The organism is Pseudomonas zeae (genome assembly GCF_014268485.2).
Taxonomy (GTDB): domain Bacteria; phylum Pseudomonadota; class Gammaproteobacteria; order Pseudomonadales; family Pseudomonadaceae; genus Aquipseudomonas; species Aquipseudomonas neuropathica.
Genome location: NZ_CP077090.1, coordinates 5,494,520 through 5,512,811 on the forward strand (window position 1 = coordinate 5,494,520; position 18,292 = coordinate 5,512,811).

Annotated in this window: 14 protein-coding genes; 7 read left to right on the plus strand and 7 right to left on the minus strand. The window is 59.4% G+C overall.

Translation table 11 applies throughout. The annotated features are described in order from the left end of the window. Positions 1-195: 195 nt before the first annotated feature. The 5 genes from HU754_RS24155 to HU754_RS24175 all read left to right on the plus strand — a co-directional run bounded on the left by HU754_RS24155 (position 196) and on the right by HU754_RS24175 (position 4,700). Positions 196-588: a protease inhibitor I42 family protein gene (locus HU754_RS24155; RefSeq protein WP_093430626.1), complete on the plus strand. Its 393-nt coding sequence runs from the start codon at positions 196-198 to the stop codon at positions 586-588. 2 nt (positions 589-590) lie between these two features. Continuing rightward, the gene (locus HU754_RS24160; protein ID WP_186622972.1) at positions 591-1,235 is read left to right on the plus strand and encodes a lysoplasmalogenase; all 645 of its coding nucleotides are present in this window, start codon (positions 591-593) and stop codon (positions 1,233-1,235) included. A gap of 161 nt (positions 1,236-1,396) precedes the next feature. Then, positions 1,397-2,140: a carboxy-S-adenosyl-L-methionine synthase CmoA gene (gene cmoA, locus HU754_RS24165; protein ID WP_007916813.1), complete on the plus strand. Its 744-nt coding sequence runs from the start codon at positions 1,397-1,399 to the stop codon at positions 2,138-2,140. Then, entirely contained in the window at positions 2,137-3,093 is a 957-nt protein-coding gene (gene cmoB, locus HU754_RS24170; RefSeq protein WP_186622974.1) for a tRNA 5-methoxyuridine(34)/uridine 5-oxyacetic acid(34) synthase CmoB, read from the plus strand. Before cmoA ends, cmoB begins: the two co-directional genes overlap by 4 nt. Positions 3,094-3,554: 461 nt before the next feature. Continuing rightward, a complete protein-coding gene (locus HU754_RS24175; RefSeq protein ID WP_116256756.1) occupies positions 3,555-4,700 on the plus strand; it encodes an integrase core domain-containing protein in 1,146 nt (381 codons plus the stop codon). 48 nt (positions 4,701-4,748) lie between these two features. Here HU754_RS24175 and tadA read toward each other — a convergent pair whose 3' ends face one another. From tadA to treP, 7 genes are all read right to left on the minus strand, one after another. Then, on the minus strand, positions 4,749-5,249 hold the full coding sequence (gene tadA, locus HU754_RS24180) for a tRNA adenosine(34) deaminase TadA (RefSeq protein WP_186624515.1): 501 nt from the start codon (positions 5,247-5,249) through the stop codon (positions 4,749-4,751). After that, entirely contained in the window at positions 5,249-6,625 is a 1,377-nt protein-coding gene (locus HU754_RS24185) for a multicopper oxidase family protein (protein ID WP_122599063.1), read from the minus strand. The genes tadA and HU754_RS24185 overlap by 1 nt, the downstream gene beginning before the upstream one ends. A 117-nt stretch (positions 6,626-6,742) precedes the next feature. Next, the gene (locus HU754_RS24190; protein ID WP_186624514.1) at positions 6,743-7,033 is read right to left on the minus strand and encodes a PTS sugar transporter subunit IIB; all 291 of its coding nucleotides are present in this window, start codon (positions 7,031-7,033) and stop codon (positions 6,743-6,745) included. 2 nt (positions 7,034-7,035) lie between these two features. Next, positions 7,036-9,564: a phosphoenolpyruvate--protein phosphotransferase gene (gene ptsP, locus HU754_RS24195; protein WP_186624513.1), complete on the minus strand. Its 2,529-nt coding sequence runs from the start codon at positions 9,562-9,564 to the stop codon at positions 7,036-7,038. A gap of 62 nt (positions 9,565-9,626) precedes the next feature. Beyond that, positions 9,627-10,850, minus strand: coding sequence for a maltoporin (locus tag HU754_RS24200; RefSeq protein WP_186624512.1), 1,224 nt, complete (start codon positions 10,848-10,850; stop codon positions 9,627-9,629). Between the two features lie 105 nt (positions 10,851-10,955). Further along, positions 10,956-12,605: an alpha,alpha-phosphotrehalase gene (treC, locus tag HU754_RS24205; RefSeq protein ID WP_186624511.1), complete on the minus strand. Its 1,650-nt coding sequence runs from the start codon at positions 12,603-12,605 to the stop codon at positions 10,956-10,958. Between the two features lie 90 nt (positions 12,606-12,695). Beyond that, positions 12,696-14,138: a PTS system trehalose-specific EIIBC component gene (treP, locus tag HU754_RS24210; RefSeq protein WP_186624510.1), complete on the minus strand. Its 1,443-nt coding sequence runs from the start codon at positions 14,136-14,138 to the stop codon at positions 12,696-12,698. 235 nt (positions 14,139-14,373) lie between these two features. Here treP and treR point away from each other — a divergent pair, with 235 nt between their 5' ends. Further along, positions 14,374-15,078 (plus strand): trehalose operon repressor, encoded by a 705-nt coding sequence (gene treR, locus HU754_RS24215; RefSeq protein WP_034156275.1) that lies wholly within the window; start codon positions 14,374-14,376, stop codon positions 15,076-15,078. Between the two features lie 101 nt (positions 15,079-15,179). Further along, on the plus strand, positions 15,180-18,266 hold the full coding sequence (locus HU754_RS24220; RefSeq protein ID WP_186624509.1) for a membrane-targeted effector domain-containing toxin: 3,087 nt from the start codon (positions 15,180-15,182) through the stop codon (positions 18,264-18,266). Positions 18,267-18,292: the final 26 nt, after the last annotated feature.

Here is an 18,292-nt window from a genome sequence, read left to right on the forward strand (position 1 = left end):
CTATACATCGACCTGAAACACCGAGTCGATTATGGATTCAATGATCTATTTCAGGTCGGTGGACTTCTGGAATATCCCCCGGTCAGTCCCCTCTCCCTCTGGGAGAGGGTTAGGGTGAGGGCTTGGCGTTGTCACACTTTGTCTCATCTTCAGTTATGCTCGCCGTTCGTCGTAAACGCCGGAGCCTCTGACCTTATGTCCCCCACTCGCCTGTTTGTCCCCCTCGCCCTTTCGTTGCTGGCCGCCTGCGCCACACAACCGAAACACAACGTGACCGTGGAAAAACAAAGCGAATGCCCCGTACGGCTGACTAACGGGCAAAACCTCATCATCATGCTGCCAAGCAACCCGACCACCGGCTATCGCTGGGCCATTCAGGATTCGGCTGGCGGCGTATTGCGTGCACTCAGCCCCGAGGTCTATAGCAATCCGGAAGACGCCGGCGTCGTCGGCGCAGCGGGCGTATCGACCTGGCGCTTTCAAGCATTTGCCCCCGGCACTGGGCGTCTGCGCCTGACCTCACAACAGCCATGGGCACCGGAAGTGCTGCCAGTGGAAACCTTTGACTGCGCCATTTCGGTGAACTGATCGTGGGCTGGCTGATTCTGGCGCTGATGGGCGCGGTGACGTTTCTCTACGGTGTCAGCACCCACGCGGCGCTACTGTGTCTGTTGGTCAAACCATTGCCGGTGCTGGCGCTGCTCGGCTGGCTGCATGACGCACCGCCCAGCGACTATCGGCGCTGGATCAGTCTCGGCCTGATTTTCTCGTTGCTGGGTGATGTGTTGCTGGCATGGCCGGGGGATTTGTTCGTGTTTGGCCTCGGTGCGTTTCTGGTCGCACACCTGGCTTATCTGAAGGCTTATCTGAGTGACTGCAAGCGTCTGGCGGTGTTGCCGCTGGTGCTCGCCCTCGGAGTTGGCGCGGTATTGCTGGGACTGCTGATTTCCAGCGGCTTAGGTCCGTTGCTGGTGCCGGTGATTGTCTATGGCACGGCAATCAGCGCGATGCTCTGGCGCGCGCTTGCTCGTCTCGGCACCGATGTGCCGAAACGCTCGGCGTTACTGGCGGCGGGCGGTGCAGTGGCGTTTGTGTTCTCCGACAGCGTGATTGGCATTGACCGGTTTGTATCGCCATTCCACGCCGCGCCGTATGTCATCATCCTCAGCTACTGGCTGGGCCAGTGGGGCATCGCCGCCTCGGCGTTCTCCCAAAGCAAACGCGCTAGCCTTTAAAAGATCGCAGCCTTCGGCAGCTCCTACGGAAAACCGCATTCCCATGTAGGAGCCGCCGCAGGCTGCGATCTTTTGATTTTCCGCTTTATCAGACAACCCAAGCATCCCCGCGCCCTTTTGGCTAAAATGCCGGCCTTTCCATTTACACCGCCGGAACCGCCGTGAGCAAAGAACCCGATCGTATTTTCGCCAAGCCTTTGGCCCAGGTGCCTGACTTCGCCTTCAATGAAGACGTGGTGCGGGTGTTCCCGGACATGATCAAGCGCTCGGTGCCGGGTTACCCGACCATCGTCGAAAACCTCGGCGTGCTCGCCGCGCAGTTCGCCCAGCCGAACAGCGTGCTCTACGACCTCGGCTCGTCCTTGGGCGCTGTCACTCAAGCCCTGCGTCGCCACGTGCGCACCGACGGTTGCCGGGTAATCGCTGTGGATAACTCGGCAGCGATGGTTGAGCGCTGCCGCGAATACCTCAACGGTCAGGACTCGATGTTCCAGGAGTTGCTGCCGGTCGAAGTGATCGAAGGCGACATTCTCGCCCTCGACTTCCAGCCAGCCTCAGTGGTGGCGCTGAACTTCACCCTGCAATTCATCGCCCCCGATCAGCGCACGGCGTTGCTCTCGCGCATTCGCCAATCGCTGCTGCCGGGCGGCGCGCTGATCCTTTCGGAGAAGCTGCGCTTCAACGATGCCGAAGAACACGCGCTGCTCACCGATCTGCATGTCGCCTTCAAACGCGCCAACGGCTACAGCGAACTGGAAATCGCCCAGAAGCGCAGCGCCATCGAAAACGTCATGAAGCCCGACAGCCTCGAAGAACACCGCGAACGCCTGCTGGCCGCCGGGTTCTCGAAAGTCGTGCCGTGGTTCCAGTGTCTTAACTTTGCCTCGTTGATTGCCTTGCCATGATTGATCTGTCCCCCCTCGCCCGCCGTCTGGCCGGCACACCACTGGCCGAATGGGCCAACACCCTGCAAGCGCAACTCGACAAGAAAATGGAGAAAGGTCACGGCGACCTGGAGCGCTGGCAAAGTGCGCTGGATGCCCTGCCGAAGATCCAGCCGAGCGAAGTCGACCTGCTCAACGGTCTGAAACTCGATACCGACTGCGACGAGGAAACCCGCGCGCAGATGCGTACCGCGCTGATGGGCCTGTCGCCTTGGCGCAAAGGGCCGTTCGACTTGTTTGGTGTGCACGTCGACACCGAATGGCGTTCGGACTGGAAGTGGTCGCGTGTCTCTCCGCACCTCGACTTGAAGGGCAAACGCATCCTCGATGTTGGTTGTGGCAACGGTTATTACATGTGGCGCATGCTCGGTGCCGGCGCGAACAGTGTTATCGGTGTTGACCCGAACTGGCTGTTCTTCTGCCAGTTCCAGGCCGTGCAGCGTTATCTGTCAGAACCCAATGCCTGGCACCTGCCCTTTCCGTTCGAAGACCTGCCGCCAAACCTAGAAGGCTTCGACACGGTGTTTTCCATGGGCGTGTTCTACCACCGTCGCTCGCCGATCGAGCATTTGCTGGCGCTGAAGGATTGCCTGGTCAAGGGCGGCGAACTGGTGCTGGAAACGCTCGTGGTCGAAGGCGACAAGCATCAGGTGCTGGTGCCGGAAGATCGTTATGCGCAGATGCGTAATGTGTGGTTCCTGCCGTCGGTGCCGGCGCTGGAGTTGTGGCTGCGCCGTGCCGGGTTCACCGATATTCGTTGCGTGGACGTGAGCACAACCACGGTTGAAGAACAGCGCGGGACTGAGTGGATGAAGTATCAGTCGCTGAGTGATTTCCTTGATCCGGAAGATCACAGCAAAACGATTGAAGGATTGCCGGCGCCGATGCGTGCGGTGATTGTCGCTCGTAAATAATCCAATCGCCCAAACACCGCGGTGAGCCCACCCCTCACCCCAGCCCTCTCCCCAGGGAGAGGGAGCTGATCTTTGGGCTTTTCAAAACTTGAGTTCGACTCGATAAATCAGGTCGGTGCACCTCGCCCATCCAATCCGGTCAGTCCCCTCTCACTGTGGGAGAGGGAACTGATCTTTGGGCTTTTCAAAACTTGAGTTCAACTCGATAACTCAGGTCGGCGGAGATCGCCCATTCAACCCGGTCAGTCCCCTCTCACGGTGGGTGAGGGAACTGATCTTTGGGCTTTTCAAAACTTGAGTTCGACTCGATAACTCAGGTCGGCGCAGATCGCCCATTCAACCCGGTCAGTCCCCTCTCCCTCCGGGAGAGGGTTAGGGTGGGTAAAGACCGGGTACATCCTTTACGTTTGAGACCGGGGACATGGTTTACAGGTATCAATCATGGTCAGGAGGTGCTGACCATGCCCTGGAAACAAGAGTCCCCAATGGATCAACGAGTGAAGTTAATTAGCGATTGGCTCAGCGGCAGCTACACCAAAAGCCAATTAAGCCGGCGGTATGGCGTCAGTCGTCCAACCATCGACAAGTGGCTGGAACGGTATGCAGCGTTGGGCGTGGATGGCTTGAAAGAGCAGTCGCGTAAGCCGCTGAATTGCCCTCACCAAACTTCCGATGAAATCATCGCCAAGTTGCTGGCCAAGAAAAACGAACATCCCGATCGGGGACCCAAGCAGATCATTGGTCGCCTGCGCGATTCCGATCCGCATATCCAATGGCCGGCGGCGAGTACCGCCGGGGAGTGGTTGAAGAAAGCTGGTTTGGTGGTGGCACGACGGCCCTATCCCCCGCGTCCCCGTGCTCCAACACATTTACGTCCGGTCGACGCGCCCAACCAGACTTGGTGTGCTGATTACAAAGGGCAGTTCAAAATGCAGGACGGTAATTGGTGCTATCCGCTGACCATTACCGATCAGATGAGCCGCTTTTTATTCGTCTGTCGCGCTTTGCCCAGTACGCACGGAGCGCCGACGCGGGAAGGCTTCGAGTGGGCTTTTCGAGAATATGGGCTGCCGGATGTGATCCGCACTGATAATGGCGCTCCTTTTGCGTCGACAGGTCTGGCGCGACTTTCGAAGTTATCGGTTTGGTTCATCAGGCTCGGAATCCATGTCGAAACGATTACACCTGGCCGTCCCGACCAAAATGGTCGACATGAACGGATGCATCGAACGCTAAAGGCAGCAGTGCCACCGGCGGAAAACCTGGTGCGCCAGCAGCTGGCTTTTCAGGATTTCATCCAAGACTTCAACCACCACCGACCGCACACCGCGCTGGGCATGAAACCGCCGGCATCTGTCTATCGCCCGTCGATACGCGCTTATCCCGGTTACTTGCCTGCGCTTGAATACGGTTCCGATGTTGAAGTACGTAAGGTTCGGTCAAATGGGGAAATTAAATGGAAAGGACAGCTGATTTTTCTAGGAGAGGCTCTAATTGGAGAGGACATCGCGTTGAAGGAAGTGGCTGATGACGCTTGGGAACTGTACCTTTGCAGCCACTGTTTAGGCAGGCTTGAAAGAGGCGCCAAACGCGTTTCAAGCCTGTAAAGGTGTAAACGATGTCCCCGGTCTAATTTGTAAAGGATGTACCGGTCTCTACAGTGAGGGGCTTTTTGCTCTTCGGGCGCGAAAGAATTCGGTCAACACCGCGCCACACTCCTCCGCCAACACCCCACCCTCATACAACACCCGGTGATTCAAAAAGCCCTGAGTGAAGAACTGCCCCTGACTCTGCACAATCCCCGCTTTCGGTTCCAGCGCGCCATACACCACCCGCGCCACCCGCGAATGCACGATCAAACCGGCGCACATGCTGCACGGCTCCAGCGTCACATACAGCGTGCTGCCCGGCAGACGATAGTTATCCACCGCCTGCGCGGCTTCGCGAATGGCGACCATTTCCGCGTGGGCACTCGGGTCGCTGGCGCTGATCGGGCAGTTGAAACCGCGACCGATGATCTCGCCGTCCTGCACCAGCACCGCGCCCACCGGCACTTCGCCGAGGGCTGCGCCTTGTGCGGCGAGGAGCAGCGCTTCGCGCATGAAATCGCGATCACGGCTGCGGTCGATAATTGCCGCAGGGCGAATCTGGCGCATCACTTCACCTCGATGGCGGCCATCAGGCCGGTTTCCATGTGATCGATCACGTGGCAGTGGAACATCCACACCCCCGGATTATCGGCCACCAGCGCCACTTGCGCGCGCTCGTTCTTGCCCAGCAGATAGGTGTCGGTGAAGTACGGAATGATCTTGTGCCGGTTCGACGCGATCACCTTGAAACTCATGCCGTGCAGGTGGATCGGGTGCTGATACTGGGTCATGTTCTTCAATTCGAAGATGTAGCTCTGCCCCAGTTTCAGACTGGCAATCGGCCGGTCGGCGCAGGTCTTGTCGGTGATGTCCCAGGCCTTGCCGTTGATCTGCCACAGGCTCGGCGGCCTGCCGTTGTCGACGTTGACCGATACCGAGCCGACCCACTCGAAATTGAAGTTGAGTTTCTCGGCATTGGCCAGGTCCGGCTCCGCCACCGGATTGGCCGGCAGCGCTTTCGGCCAGTCAGTCGGCGCATCGTTATTGGCCACTGAACGCAGCGTGCCCAGACGCACCGGGCCGTTGCGCAGCGACAATTCTTCACCCGCTGCCGGCGCCTTGATCGCCAGACAGATACGCATGCCCGGGCCCAGCCAGTATTCCTTGCCCAGCGGCCGCGGTTCGACCGGGTTGCCGTCCAGCGCATAGATCTGCGCTTCGACGCCGGGAATGTTGATGCGGTAAGTCAACGTGTTGTCGAGGTTGAGCAAACGCACCCGGGTGATCTGCCCGGCCGGCAGCTCGATCACCGGGGTCGGCACGCCGTTGATGGTCGACAACCGCCCCGCCGTACCGCCACGCGCCGCTTCACGGGGAATACTGAACTCGACGAAATTGCCTTCGTCATCGATGTGCCAGTTTTTCAGACTCAGGGTCTTTTCGTACTTGAAACCGGTCGGCTCGCGCTCTTCGATGATCAGCGGCCCGACCAGCCCGCGCCCGAGTTCTTCGCTGCTGCTGACGTGCGGGTGATACCAATAACTGCCGGCGTCCGGCACGCGGAACTTGTAATCGAAGTACTCGCCCGGCAACACCGGCAGCTGCGACACGTACGGCACACCGTCCATTTCCAGCGGCAGACGAATGCCGTGCCAGTGAATGGTCGTCGCCACCGGCAAGTGGTTGATGAAACGCACCCGCAGCCATTCACCCTGACGCACCCGCAACTCGGTGCCCGGCGCCGACGGCCCGAATGCCCAGGCCTCGGTCTTGTGCCCCGGCACCAGCTCGACGTCCAGCGGGGCGGCGATCAGCTCATAGTCGTGGCCCGCCTCGGCGTCGGCCATTTTTCCCAGCCAATACCGCGACGCGCCCCCCGCACCGACACCAACGACAACAAGACCGGCCAGGCCACCGAGGATTTGGCGACGGGTAAAGGACATGAACTCAACTACCTCACGTATCAGCGACAGGCCCTGAAAGCCTGCAAAAGGCGAATACGATACACCTGCGGTTGAGAAACAGTAAGGGCGACCTGAGGCCGCACATCAGCTGTCGGCTTAAGATCGCAGCCCGGTAATCAGGTGCACGACACCGTCCTCCAAGGGCATCACGCCCGCGACCCCGGCGACGCTCAACGCCTGTTGATCGATACCCGACACATCACGCAATACAACCCGCACCCGCGTCAACGCCAGCGGTTGCTGGGACTGGAGGTTATCCACACCGCCCAGCGCCGCGACGATGGCGGCGCTCAATCCGGCGCACGGCTCGGCGGGGACTTCGGGTGTGTCCACCACCAGATCCGGGGTCAGGGCTTTCCAGAATGCCTTCTGCCATTTATCCAACATCTTCAGTTCTCCAGAACCCGTAAAGTATCGACGGTTGCCTCGTGAAAGAGCTGCAACGCCTCGCGCACCTGCCCGGCACTTTCCAGCCCCAGCACCTGTTGGGCGATGATCTGACAATCGGCCAGCTCGAGTTCGCGCACCGTCGCCTTTACCGGTGCAATCATCGGCACGCTCACCGACAGTTCATCCACGCCCAACCCCAGCAACAACGGCACCGCCAGACGTTCCGAGGCCATTGCCCCGCAGACTCCGACCCATTTGCCATAGGCGTGCGCGGCCTTGACGGTCATGGCGATCAGGCGCAATACCGAGGGATGAAAACTGTCCGCCTGACTGGCCAGACGCGGGTGATCGCGATCCATCGCCAGGGTGTATTGCGTCAGGTCATTGGTGCCGATCGAGAAAAAATCCACCAGCGGCGCAAACAGGTCCGCCATCAGCGCCGCGGCCGGCACCTCGATCATGATCCCCAGTTTCGGCCGTTGCGTTAGCCCCAGCGCGAGGATTTCCTCGTCGAGCATTTGCCGCGCCAGACGCAGCTCCGACAGTTGCGTGACCATCGGCAACATGATGTGCAAACGTGTCAGCTCGCAGCAGCCGAGCATGGCCCGGAACTGCTCACGCAATAACTGCGGGCGCTCCAGGCACAAACGAATGCCGCGCACGCCAAGGAACGGGTTGGTTTCGCTGTCCATCGGCACGTAGGCCAGCGGTTTGTCACCACCGACATCAAGGGTGCGCACCACCAGATTGTGCGCAGGTCCCACGCAGCGAGCGATGGCGCTGTAGGTCGCAGCCTGTTCGTCATGGCTCGGCGCATGATTACGGCCCAGGTAGAGAAACTCCGAACGCAGCAGGCCGACGCCCGCACCGCCAAGGGCCATGGCCTGCTCGGTTTCCGCTAACGAGGCGACGTTGGCCGACACCTCGACGTGATGGCCGTCACGGGTCCGCGCCGCGAGCGATGCACTGGCCAACTCATGCTCATGGCGTTGACGCTGTTGTGCGTGCCGCGCCTGCCATTGACTGACGGCCGCAGGATCGGGACGCACATGCAATTCGCCCTTGTCGGCATCGAGCAACACCGGGGTGCAGTTACTCAACGCCAACATCTGCACCGGCACCCCGCAGATCGACGGCAGACCACAGGCGCGCGCAAGAATCGCCACGTGACTGGTTGCGCCGCCGCCGACCGTGGCAAAACCCAGCACCTTGCTGGTATCGATGCCGGCGGTCTGCGACGGGGTCAGTTGATCGGCAATCAGAATGCTTCCATGCGGCAGCTCCATCGCCTGCTCGCCAATCCCCAGCAATAGCTTGAGCACGCGGCGCCCGACATCGGTCAGGTCCGCCGCCCGTTCAGCCAGCAACGTACTGCCCAGTTGGCGAAACATCGCCGCGGTTTCTTCAGTGGCTGCGCGCCAGGCAAACGCCGCGCTTTTGCCCTCGCTGATCAATGCCTGGGCCTGATCGAGCAGCCCCGGATCTTCGAGCAGTTCCTGATGCGCCTTGAAGATCTCGGCCTCGGCCTCGCCAGCGGCGGTGTCGCGCAAATGCTGCAAGGCCAGATCAGCTTCGATCAGGGCATTGGCGAGGGCCGCGCGCTCGCCGTCTGCGCCGCCGCCAAACTCGCTGACGTCGAACACCGGCTCGCTGATCTGCACCACTTGGCCCAATGCCGAACCGGGTGACGCGCAGACGCCACGCAGCAGGGTCAGAACCTCGGTTTCGACCAGCTCGACAGGCGCCACCGCCGTCACCGCTTCACCGCAGCCTTCAATCAGTAATCGAGTCAGCGCCTCGATTGCCGCGTCAGCATCTTCGCCCACCGCACTGACCTGCACGCTGTCGCCGCACGCGGTCTGCAACGCCATGATCGCCACCAGGGATTTGGCGTTGGCCTGAGCCTGCTGTTTATGCAGGTAAATCTTTGCCGCGAAGCCCTTTGCCGCTTGCGCGAACACCGCTGCCGGGCGCGCGTGCAATCCGTTGGGATTGGGCAGTTTCAACGTTTGAGAGAACACGGCCTGACCTTCTGCCGCGCCAGCATCCACGCCACAAGCCTGAGTACGGGCGAGTTCAAGCAACGGCTGACCGGTTTCGACCCATCCGCTCGACGCGACCCGCCAGGTGAACGGTTCTCCGCTAATCACCAGCATCAATGTCATCAGGCTGCGCGCATGCCGGGCAATGTAATCGGCGTCGAACTCGATCAACGCTTGTCCGGCGGCAACCCGTTGCCCCTCTTCAACCAGGCGGGTGAAGCCTTGTCCGCCGAGGTTCACGGTATCAAGGCCGATGTGCATCAACACTTGTACGCCATGGTCATCGGTGATGCTCACGGCATGCCCGCTGGTCTGCACGTTGCTGATGACGCCGGCCATGGGCGCACACAGGGTCGATGAAGTCGGGTCGATGCACAGACCGTCGCCGATCACGCGCCCGGAAAACACCGGGTCGGGCACCTGCTCAAGCGCGATCAGGACACCGGACAAGGGAGCCAGCAATTGCAATGGTTGGGGTGTGGCCATGACGTCACCTGCAGTTTTGTTCTTTGAAGTGCCCATGGAGCGCGACGCTCCATCAGCATCGCTTATTTCCACCAGTATTCGACCTGCAATCCGACATTCGCACCGTGGCGAGCGCTACCGAAGGCGCCGGTGTCAGACAGTGCAGAACCTTTCGCCAGTTCGTTGGCCGCCCGTTTGGCCGCCTCGTTCCAGGTGGCGTACGTGTAATACAGCCGCACCTCGGGGCGCGCCCAGAACTCCGGGCCTTTGGGCGACCAGGTCGGGGCAAACGTGAATTTGCTCAGTTTGCGCGTACCACCCGGAGCTTCGACTTGATCGTGACCCAGTTCGGTGACCAGTTTGAAGTGTTCGCTGAGCGCATAAGTCGGTCGCACCCCCAGGGAGATCCAGTTCTGGTCGACACCGTCCGGGCGGATGTCTTTCTGGTACACCGCTTCAATCTGGCCACCGAAACGCGGCGTCACTTGCCAGTCGAAAAACTCGACGATCCGGTAACTCTTGTTGCTGTCGTCCAGTTTGACGTTGCCGGTATAACCCAGCCCGGTGCCCGGCCCTTCACCGTATTGCAGCGCCAGTTTGTTTTTGCCGCCGAGAAATTCCGTCTGCACATGTTGCGTGGTGATCGCCCAGCCCCGGTGGGCATCGCGGCTGTCGGGTTTGTCGATATAACTCAAGCCGAACTCCAGCTCACCGCCAGGATTGGTCTTGAAACCGGCGACGTTGAAGTCGTGCCGATTGATGTAGTCCTTCTGGTACAGGTTGTCCTTGCGCGAGAAGGCATAGCTGTATTTCAGATCGCCGATCAACACGTCTTCGACCCCGCCCCCCGTGGCGCTCTGGTTCCAGTAGTAGAAGTCGGAAATATGGATGTCATTGCGCTTGTAGTAACGGCGTCCGGCCCACAATGAACCACCGTTGAGCGCGGGCATCGCCGACCACTGTGCGTAGGCCTGCGGCAAGCGGATCGAACCATTGTCGTCTTTGAACGTGGGGCTGCGGTCGTAGCGGTTATACAGCGAGGCCATGCCGTCGACACTCAGTACCGAACCGTCGTCGAGGGTGTACAGGTCCTGCCGCAACTCGAGTTCGCCGTACTGCTCGCATTCGTTACCCAAGCGATATTTGGTCTGCGCACCCGGTAACTGGAAGCACGACTGACCGCTGCTGTTGACTGACGTGCCGACACCGCTGCGCAGGTAACCGCCAAACTCCAGCGCTTGTGACGTTGGCGGTAAGGCCAGGCAAAAACCTGCGACTGCAAGGCTGCGATTTATTGTTGTTTTCATAAGCCACCCCATTGTTTTTATTGTCTGGTTGCATGAATTCGGCGCGCAAAAATCCCCCGCGCAGTGCTCTGCGTGTTTTTTGAACGTTGTTTTTTTAGTTAAAGGTCAGGGATCGATCAGGTGCAGGACGAAGGACTCGTAAGGTCGCAACGTCACCTGGCGCTTGCGCAACGCGCCCTCCGGATAATTGCTGATCAACTGGCGCTGGCTCATCGACTCGCTAATGACCGTCGCCGGTAATTCCACTTCACAGGTTGTCCCGTAGAAGTTGTTCACCACCAACAAACGCTCGGCGTCACCTTCACGCCCATACGCCCAGACCTGCGGATGTTCGGGCAGCAATTGTCGGTACACCCCTTCGGTCATCAGCGATTCGCTGCGGCGCAGCGCGATCAGACGGCGGTAGTGATGCAACACCGAGTTCGGGTCGTCGAGCTGGTTTGCGACGTTGATCTGCGCAGCATTGGCCGGCACTCCGATCCACGGTTCGACACGGCTGAAACCGGCATTTGGCCCGGCGTCCCAGTGCATCGGCGTGCGCCCGTTATCGCGGGATTTCTGCATGATCGCTGCCATGTTGTCGGCATCACTGCTGCCAGCCTCGCGCTTGAGGCGAAAAATATTGAGCGTCTCGACATCGCGATAGTGCTCGATCGATTCGAACCCCGGATTGGTCATGCCCAACTCTTCGCCCTGATACACGAACGGCGTGCCCTGCAGAAAGTGCAGTGCGGTGCCGAGCATCTTCGCCGAGCATTCGCGGTACTCGCCGTCGTTGCCGAAGCGCGAGACCACGCGCGGCTGATCGTGGTTGCACCAGAACAGCGCGTTCCAGCCGCCCCCCGCCTGCATGCCGGTCTGCCAGTCGGACAGAATTTTCTTTAGCTGAAGGAAATCGAAGTCGGCGCGCACCCACTTCTGCAGGTTTGGATAATCGACTTTCAGGTGATGAAAGTTGAAGGTCATCGACAGTTCTTTCGACTGCGGATTCGAATAGCGAATGCAGTGTTCGAGGCTGGTCGATGACATCTCGCCGACATTGATCAGGTCGTGCCCTTCGAAGACTTCGCGGTGCATCTGCTGCAAGTACGCGTGGACATTCGGCCCGTCGGTATAAAAGCGTCGGCCATCGCTGTCGTCTTCGGGGAAGTCCGCAGGCTTGGAGATCAGATTGATCACGTCCAGACGAAATCCACCCACGCCCTTGTCCCGCCAGAACTGCATCATCCGGAACACTTCAGCGCGCACCTTGGGATTATCCCAATTCAGGTCAGCCTGGGTGTGGTCGAACAGGTGCAGGTAATACTGACCGGTCTGGGCTTCGTACTCCCAGGCGGAACCGCCGAACTTGGATTCCCAGTTGTTCGGCTGATCACGCCAGATGTAGAAGTCACGGTAAGGGTTGTCGAGGCTGCTGCGCGCCTGTTGAAACCAGACGTGTTCGATCGAGGTGTGATTGACCACGATGTCGAGCATCAGCCTGATCCCGCGCTTGCCCGCCTCGGCGATCAGCAATTCGCAGTCGGCCATGCTGCCGTAGCTCGGGTCGATGGCGTAGTAATCGCTGATGTCATAGCCGTTATCGCGTTGCGGCGAACGCAGAAATGGCGTTATCCATAAACAGTCGACGCCCAGCCACTTCAGGTAATCGAGTTTGGCGACGATACCGAGCAGATCACCCGTCGGGTTGCCGGCGTGACTATGAAAACTCTTCGGATAGATCTGGTAGATCACCGAACGCTGCCAGTCTTGCATGGCACAACTCCTTCAATAAGTCCGTGCGGCTCGCGCCCAGATTGAAATGCAATCAACTGTGGGAGCGAGCCTGCTCGCGAAAGCGATTGTTCAGGCAACCCGATAACCGGGCCGGACAATCTTCATGCTCAATGCACAGGTCAGAACAAACGGCACGAGCATGGCAATCAGCATCCCCAGCACAAACATCGGGATGTACTGCGGAATGATCGAGATGAAACCCGGCAGTCCACCGACGCCGATGGCCGAGGCCTGAACCTTGTTCAGCGACAGGAACACGCAGCCCAGTGCCGAACCGGTCAGCGCGGCATAAAACGGAAACTTGTAGCGCAGGTTGACGCCGAACATCGCCGGCTCGGTGATACCGAAGTAGGCGGAGATTGCCGAAGTCGACGCCATGCTCTTGTCCCGTGCATTACGGGTCATCCAGAACACCGCCAGGGCGGCACTGCCCTGAGCGAGGTTGGACATGACGATCATCGGCCAGATGAAGGTACCGCCCTGGGTCGAGATCAATTGCAGGTCGACCGCGAGAAACATGTGGTGCATGCCGGTGATCACCAGCGGCGCATACAGCAGACCGAAAATCGCGCCACCCACCATGGGTGCCAGGTCAAACAGCATGACCAGCCCTTCGGTGATGAAGATGCCGATGTGGCGGGTCACCGGGCCAATCACGGCCAGCGCCAGTGCGCCGGTAACGACGATGGTGGTGATCGGTACCACGAGTAACTGAATGGCGTTGGGCACGCGCGCGCGCAGCCATTGCTCGATGACGCTCATTACGTAAGCGGCCAGCAGAATCGGCAGGATCTGCCCCTGATAGCCGACCTTTTCCACCTGAAACAACCCGAGAATGTCGAAGTACGGCAGATGCTGCCCGTCCAGCCCGGCCACGGCCTTGCCGTAGTTCCAGGCGTTAAGCAGATCCGGGTGCACCAGCATCAGACCGAGGACGATGCCGAGGATCTCGCTGCCGCCGAAGCGCTTGGCCGCCGACCAGCCCACCAGCGCCGGCAGAAACACGAACGAGGTGTTGGCCATCAGATTGATCAGGCTCCACAGCCCATCGAGTTTCGGGTAGGCATCGAGCAGGGTCTGCCCGTCGATGAACATGCCTTTGGCACCCAGCAGATTGTTGATGCCCATCAGCAGGCCGGCAATGATCAGCGCCGGCAGAATCGGCATGAACACGTCGGAAAACACCCGCACCAGACGCTGCATGGCGTTGATCTTTTCAGTACTTTTCTGTTTGACGTCAGCGATCGTCGACGCCGCGAGACCGGTCTGACGACGCAGTTCGGCATAGACCTTTTCCACTTCGCCCGGACCGATCACCACCTGATACAGGCCACCGGTAAAGAACGAGCCTTTGACCAGGTCTATCTGGTTGAGCATGGCACTGTCGACCAGGCCCGGATCTTTCAGGGCCAGCCGCAACCGCGTGACGCAATGGGCGGCCTGTTCGAGGTTGTCGCTGCCGCCGAGGCTTTGCAGCAATTGCCTGGCGATGTTCGGATAGTCGTGGCTCATGCTAGTTCTTCCGCTATGGATTGTTGTTATTGGCAGCACGCCGAAGCGAAAAATACTCGTCTGTACGAGTTAATGCAACAACTCGTACAGACGAGTTTGTTTATGTATGTTCCTGCCAGACCGAAGGCGAATTTTCCTACCCCGCCTTAGGGTGATTTCCATCGCCCACATGGACAAAGCCCTACCCTGGCCTTAAGGTTCGAAGCTTTGAGCACAGTCGGCACCGAGCCTACCCATGAGCAAATACAACCAGATCTATAGCGATCTGCTGGCCAGCATCACGACTGAACGCCTGGAGCGCGGCGCCCGCCTGCCTTCCGAAACCGAACTGATGGACAGCTATCAGGCCAGCCGAGGCACGGTGCGCAAAGCCATTGAACTGCTTCAGGAACGCGGCTTTGCGCAGAAAATCCACGGCAAGGGCACCTTTGTGCTGTCGACCAACCCGATCGAGTTTCAGCTCGGCGGCATCGTCAGTTTCCAGGAAACCTATCCGCGCCTGGGCAACGATGTCAGCACCGAAGTGGTCGAGCTGAGCCAGATCCCGCTCGAAGGCGCCCTGCTCGAACACATCCATGCCGAACCCGGCAGCCTCATCACCCGAATCAAACGTGTGCGGCGGATCGACGGTAAACGCGTGATCCTCGACATCAACCACTTCGTCAGCGAAGTGATTCCCGGCCTTTCCCTCGACATCGCCGAGCAATCGATCTACGCCCATATCGAGCAGACCCTGCAGCTACAGATTGCCTACGCCCAACGCACCATCGAAGCGGTGCCGCGCAGCAAGGATGATCAACTGCACCTGGACCTCGATGGCCAGAGCCATGTGATCGTGGTCAGCAACCAGACCTTCCTCCAGGACGGGCGTCAGTTCGAGTACACCGAATCCCGCCACACCCTCGACAAATTCTACTTTTCCGACGTGGCACGGCGCTGACCCCGACACGTTTCCAACGATCATGTGCGGTATATATGTAGTGCACTCCCCTTGAGTGAATCGGCCATGCTCGGCCTTCATTTCTCAAGGATGGAGAAAGCATGTACGCCACCCAACAAAGCCTTCTACCTAACGCGGCAGACAAGGCGGTTCTGAAGCGAATCGCCTATACCGTCGTGCACAATTGCCCCGGACTGCAGGAGGCTGCCCACGAAGCCGCCCGTGATCTGCTGGAAGCAAAAGGCCTGTCGAGCCTCGACCCGGATGAGGTTTATTTCCATCGCTTCAAGACGGCCCAGAGCAGCACTCGCTCGTTTACCGGCTGGGAGCACATCCGCGAGAAACCCTACGAATCGATGACCCTGACACAGCTGGTCATTCATCGTTTTCGTGCCACCGACCAGGACAACGCCGACCTGCTCGATCTGTACGGTGGCTTCTACAGCGAAGGTCCGCAGGGCGAAAATTTCGACGAAAAAAACCAGGTGTGCCTGCACGGCAACGAGGTCCTGAAGGTGTTCTGGAACCTCGATTTCAGTGGGCACTACAGCGCCACGCTGACGGACTTCTGGAACAGCCACGGCGAGGATTTCCGCACCTTGGCCAAGTGCAATTTCCTCAGCCGTGCAGTGCAGGCGCTGGACCTTGGGCAACTCACCCGCAGTGACTTTCAATGGCTGGTGGACACAGTGGTGGGACCGGTCAGCTGGCCGGTCACCCTGAGCATGTTGCAAGCAAGCCACACAACAACGGGGAATGTGTTCGCCTTCGACATTGACGGGCATATCTCCACGCAATTGCTGCGTATCGTCGATTCTGCCGGTCGGCAGATAATCTATCTGCCGAGTGAGACTGCAGCGTTCGTGGTCAAGGAAACGCCGGCAGACCTGCATTGGTGGGTTCTGGATCAACTGAACGACGCCAAACGCCGCGCGACCTTCCTGGAGCATTTTGCCCTCGCCGATCGTCAGCACATGAGCGAGAACATGCCCGATCTGATGAATCGCTTGGTGGCCACCTGGGGCCGGGCCGACCATCACCTGATCAACCGCACAAACCAGCAACTGAGCGATGATGCATTCAGTTGGCTGCGTGACTCGACACGTCAGGCGATGTTTGCTGAAGCCCACCTGTCCCTGACGTCCAATGGCGATCTGCGCAAGAAACTGTGGATCGGCTATCTGAGTGCGGGCCTCAAGGTATTTGCGCCGATGGCCACCGTCGGTTGGCCGCTGGCGTTACCGGTGATTGGCGCCACCCTTGCCAGCATGGGTCTGAATATCGATCAGGCGCAAAACGGCAAGACAAGTGCCGAACGCAAGGCCGGCGTGCTGGGTGCGGTTTTGAGTGGTATCAATCTGTTATTCAACCTTCCATTGCTGATCGGCACCGGGCCGATGCTGGAGGTTGGCGCCGAGGTCGAGGCGGCAGAAGCCGCCGAAATGGCTGAGTACAGCGAAGCCTTGAATGCCTCTGCCGAAGCCGATTACCAAGAGCCGATCATGGTGCCGGACGATGCCGACATCCCCGGGCCAGATATTGATGAAACGATGCTGGTTCCGGCGCAGAAAGCCCTACCGCCTCCGGTGCCCGAACGCTACCAATGCAACGAGTTGCTTGATGGCATAGCGCTCGGTGAAGAGTCGGGGAAATTCCAGGGTGTCTACCGCCTCGACTCGGATCCACCCTATGCCATTCTGATGAATGACACGCCGTACTATGTGCGCTACTTCGCCAACGCTCACGGCAACGGCGACTGGGCGATCGTCGACCCTGAGCGCCCAAACCAGCTTGTCCACGCGCTGCCTGTCCGTCTCAATGGCGAAGGAGAATGGGAGCGCATGCCAGCCTTGGGTCTCAAGGGTGGCGGCCAGTGCATGGGCAAACAATGCACTCCGGATCTCGAACTCGACACCTTCGAACCTGCCTCGCCCGAAACGCCCGTGCAACCGGCAGAAGAACCGCAACCCTCGACATCAAGGCCCCCACGCCCGGTGACCAGTGCCTTTGACATCGAACCGTCAGTACGCCGTTCGATAAAAGCCTGGGCGTTAAACCTCAACGAAACCCATGCCCGGTTACAGCCCGACGGTGCCGGCGGTTTTGCCATGGATGATCCGTTCGAGTTGTATGCCGCCGGCAAACGCCAACTTCTGCAAAGTTCGGCCCGAAGCTTTTTCAAGAACCTGCCGTGGGTCATCCAGCCCCCGCGCCCGGTCATACCCGGGGTCAACCGGCTGATGCCACTGACCGATCTCATCGATGGTGTTTTTGAAAGTGCCTCCGGACTGGTGGTCGGAGAAACCCTCGATCGTATTGCCAGCATGGGTTTTCTGATTGAAAACATGCCGGCGCTGGCCCGACACGTGAAAACCCTTTATCTGCGCGGCCTGCTCAGTGACTTCGCTCAAGTGGAACTGAACCGCTACTTCACCAGCGGCAATATGACTGCGGATTTACACACTTACCTGAACAGCCTGGGCACCGATCCCGCCGGGCGATTCAACCCACTGGAACTGGTCCAGGTCGCGCGAGCGAACGGGGTTCGGATTCAGGCGATCGATTGCGCCGCCAGCTACAAAATGAAAACACCGCTGCCCTCCGTCGACGAGCAAATGATGAACACCTTCCTGACCAACGACATCATGACCGGTGACGTCTACCTCAACAGCCCGGGAAAATGGATCGTAGTAACCGATGCTCACAGCACCAATACCTTCAGAGGACTGCTGGGCATCAGTGAACTGAAGGGGGGAATAGGCTTGCGAATCGATGAAGTCGGCGCCGGTGAAGAGCTGGGCGTGGATGTCGATCCGGGTATTGAAGTACCACGCGGCAGCTCGCCCGGCGGCACTGTCAGACAAGGAAATCCAGACTTTCTGCGCGCCGATCTGCGCTTGAAAATGCCCGCACCCGAGGTGACCTGGACCGAAGAAACGCTGGAGAATCTGTTGTACAGGCGCGGCATGTATCTGTTCGAAAAAACAGGTGAGCGCTACACGCTGATCCACCGCAGCAAACAAGGCATGCTGCAACGCACACCGATCACTCGATCGAGTGACGGCAAGGTCTCCCTCCACCGACCTGCGTGGCAGCGGGTGAATGACATCGCATTCGCCAACCTGAAGGACATGTCTCAACGGTTGTCCGATACCGGGCTGATATTGCGTAGCCGGATCCCTGATTGAGGCTGATCGTTAGTAACCAATCTTCT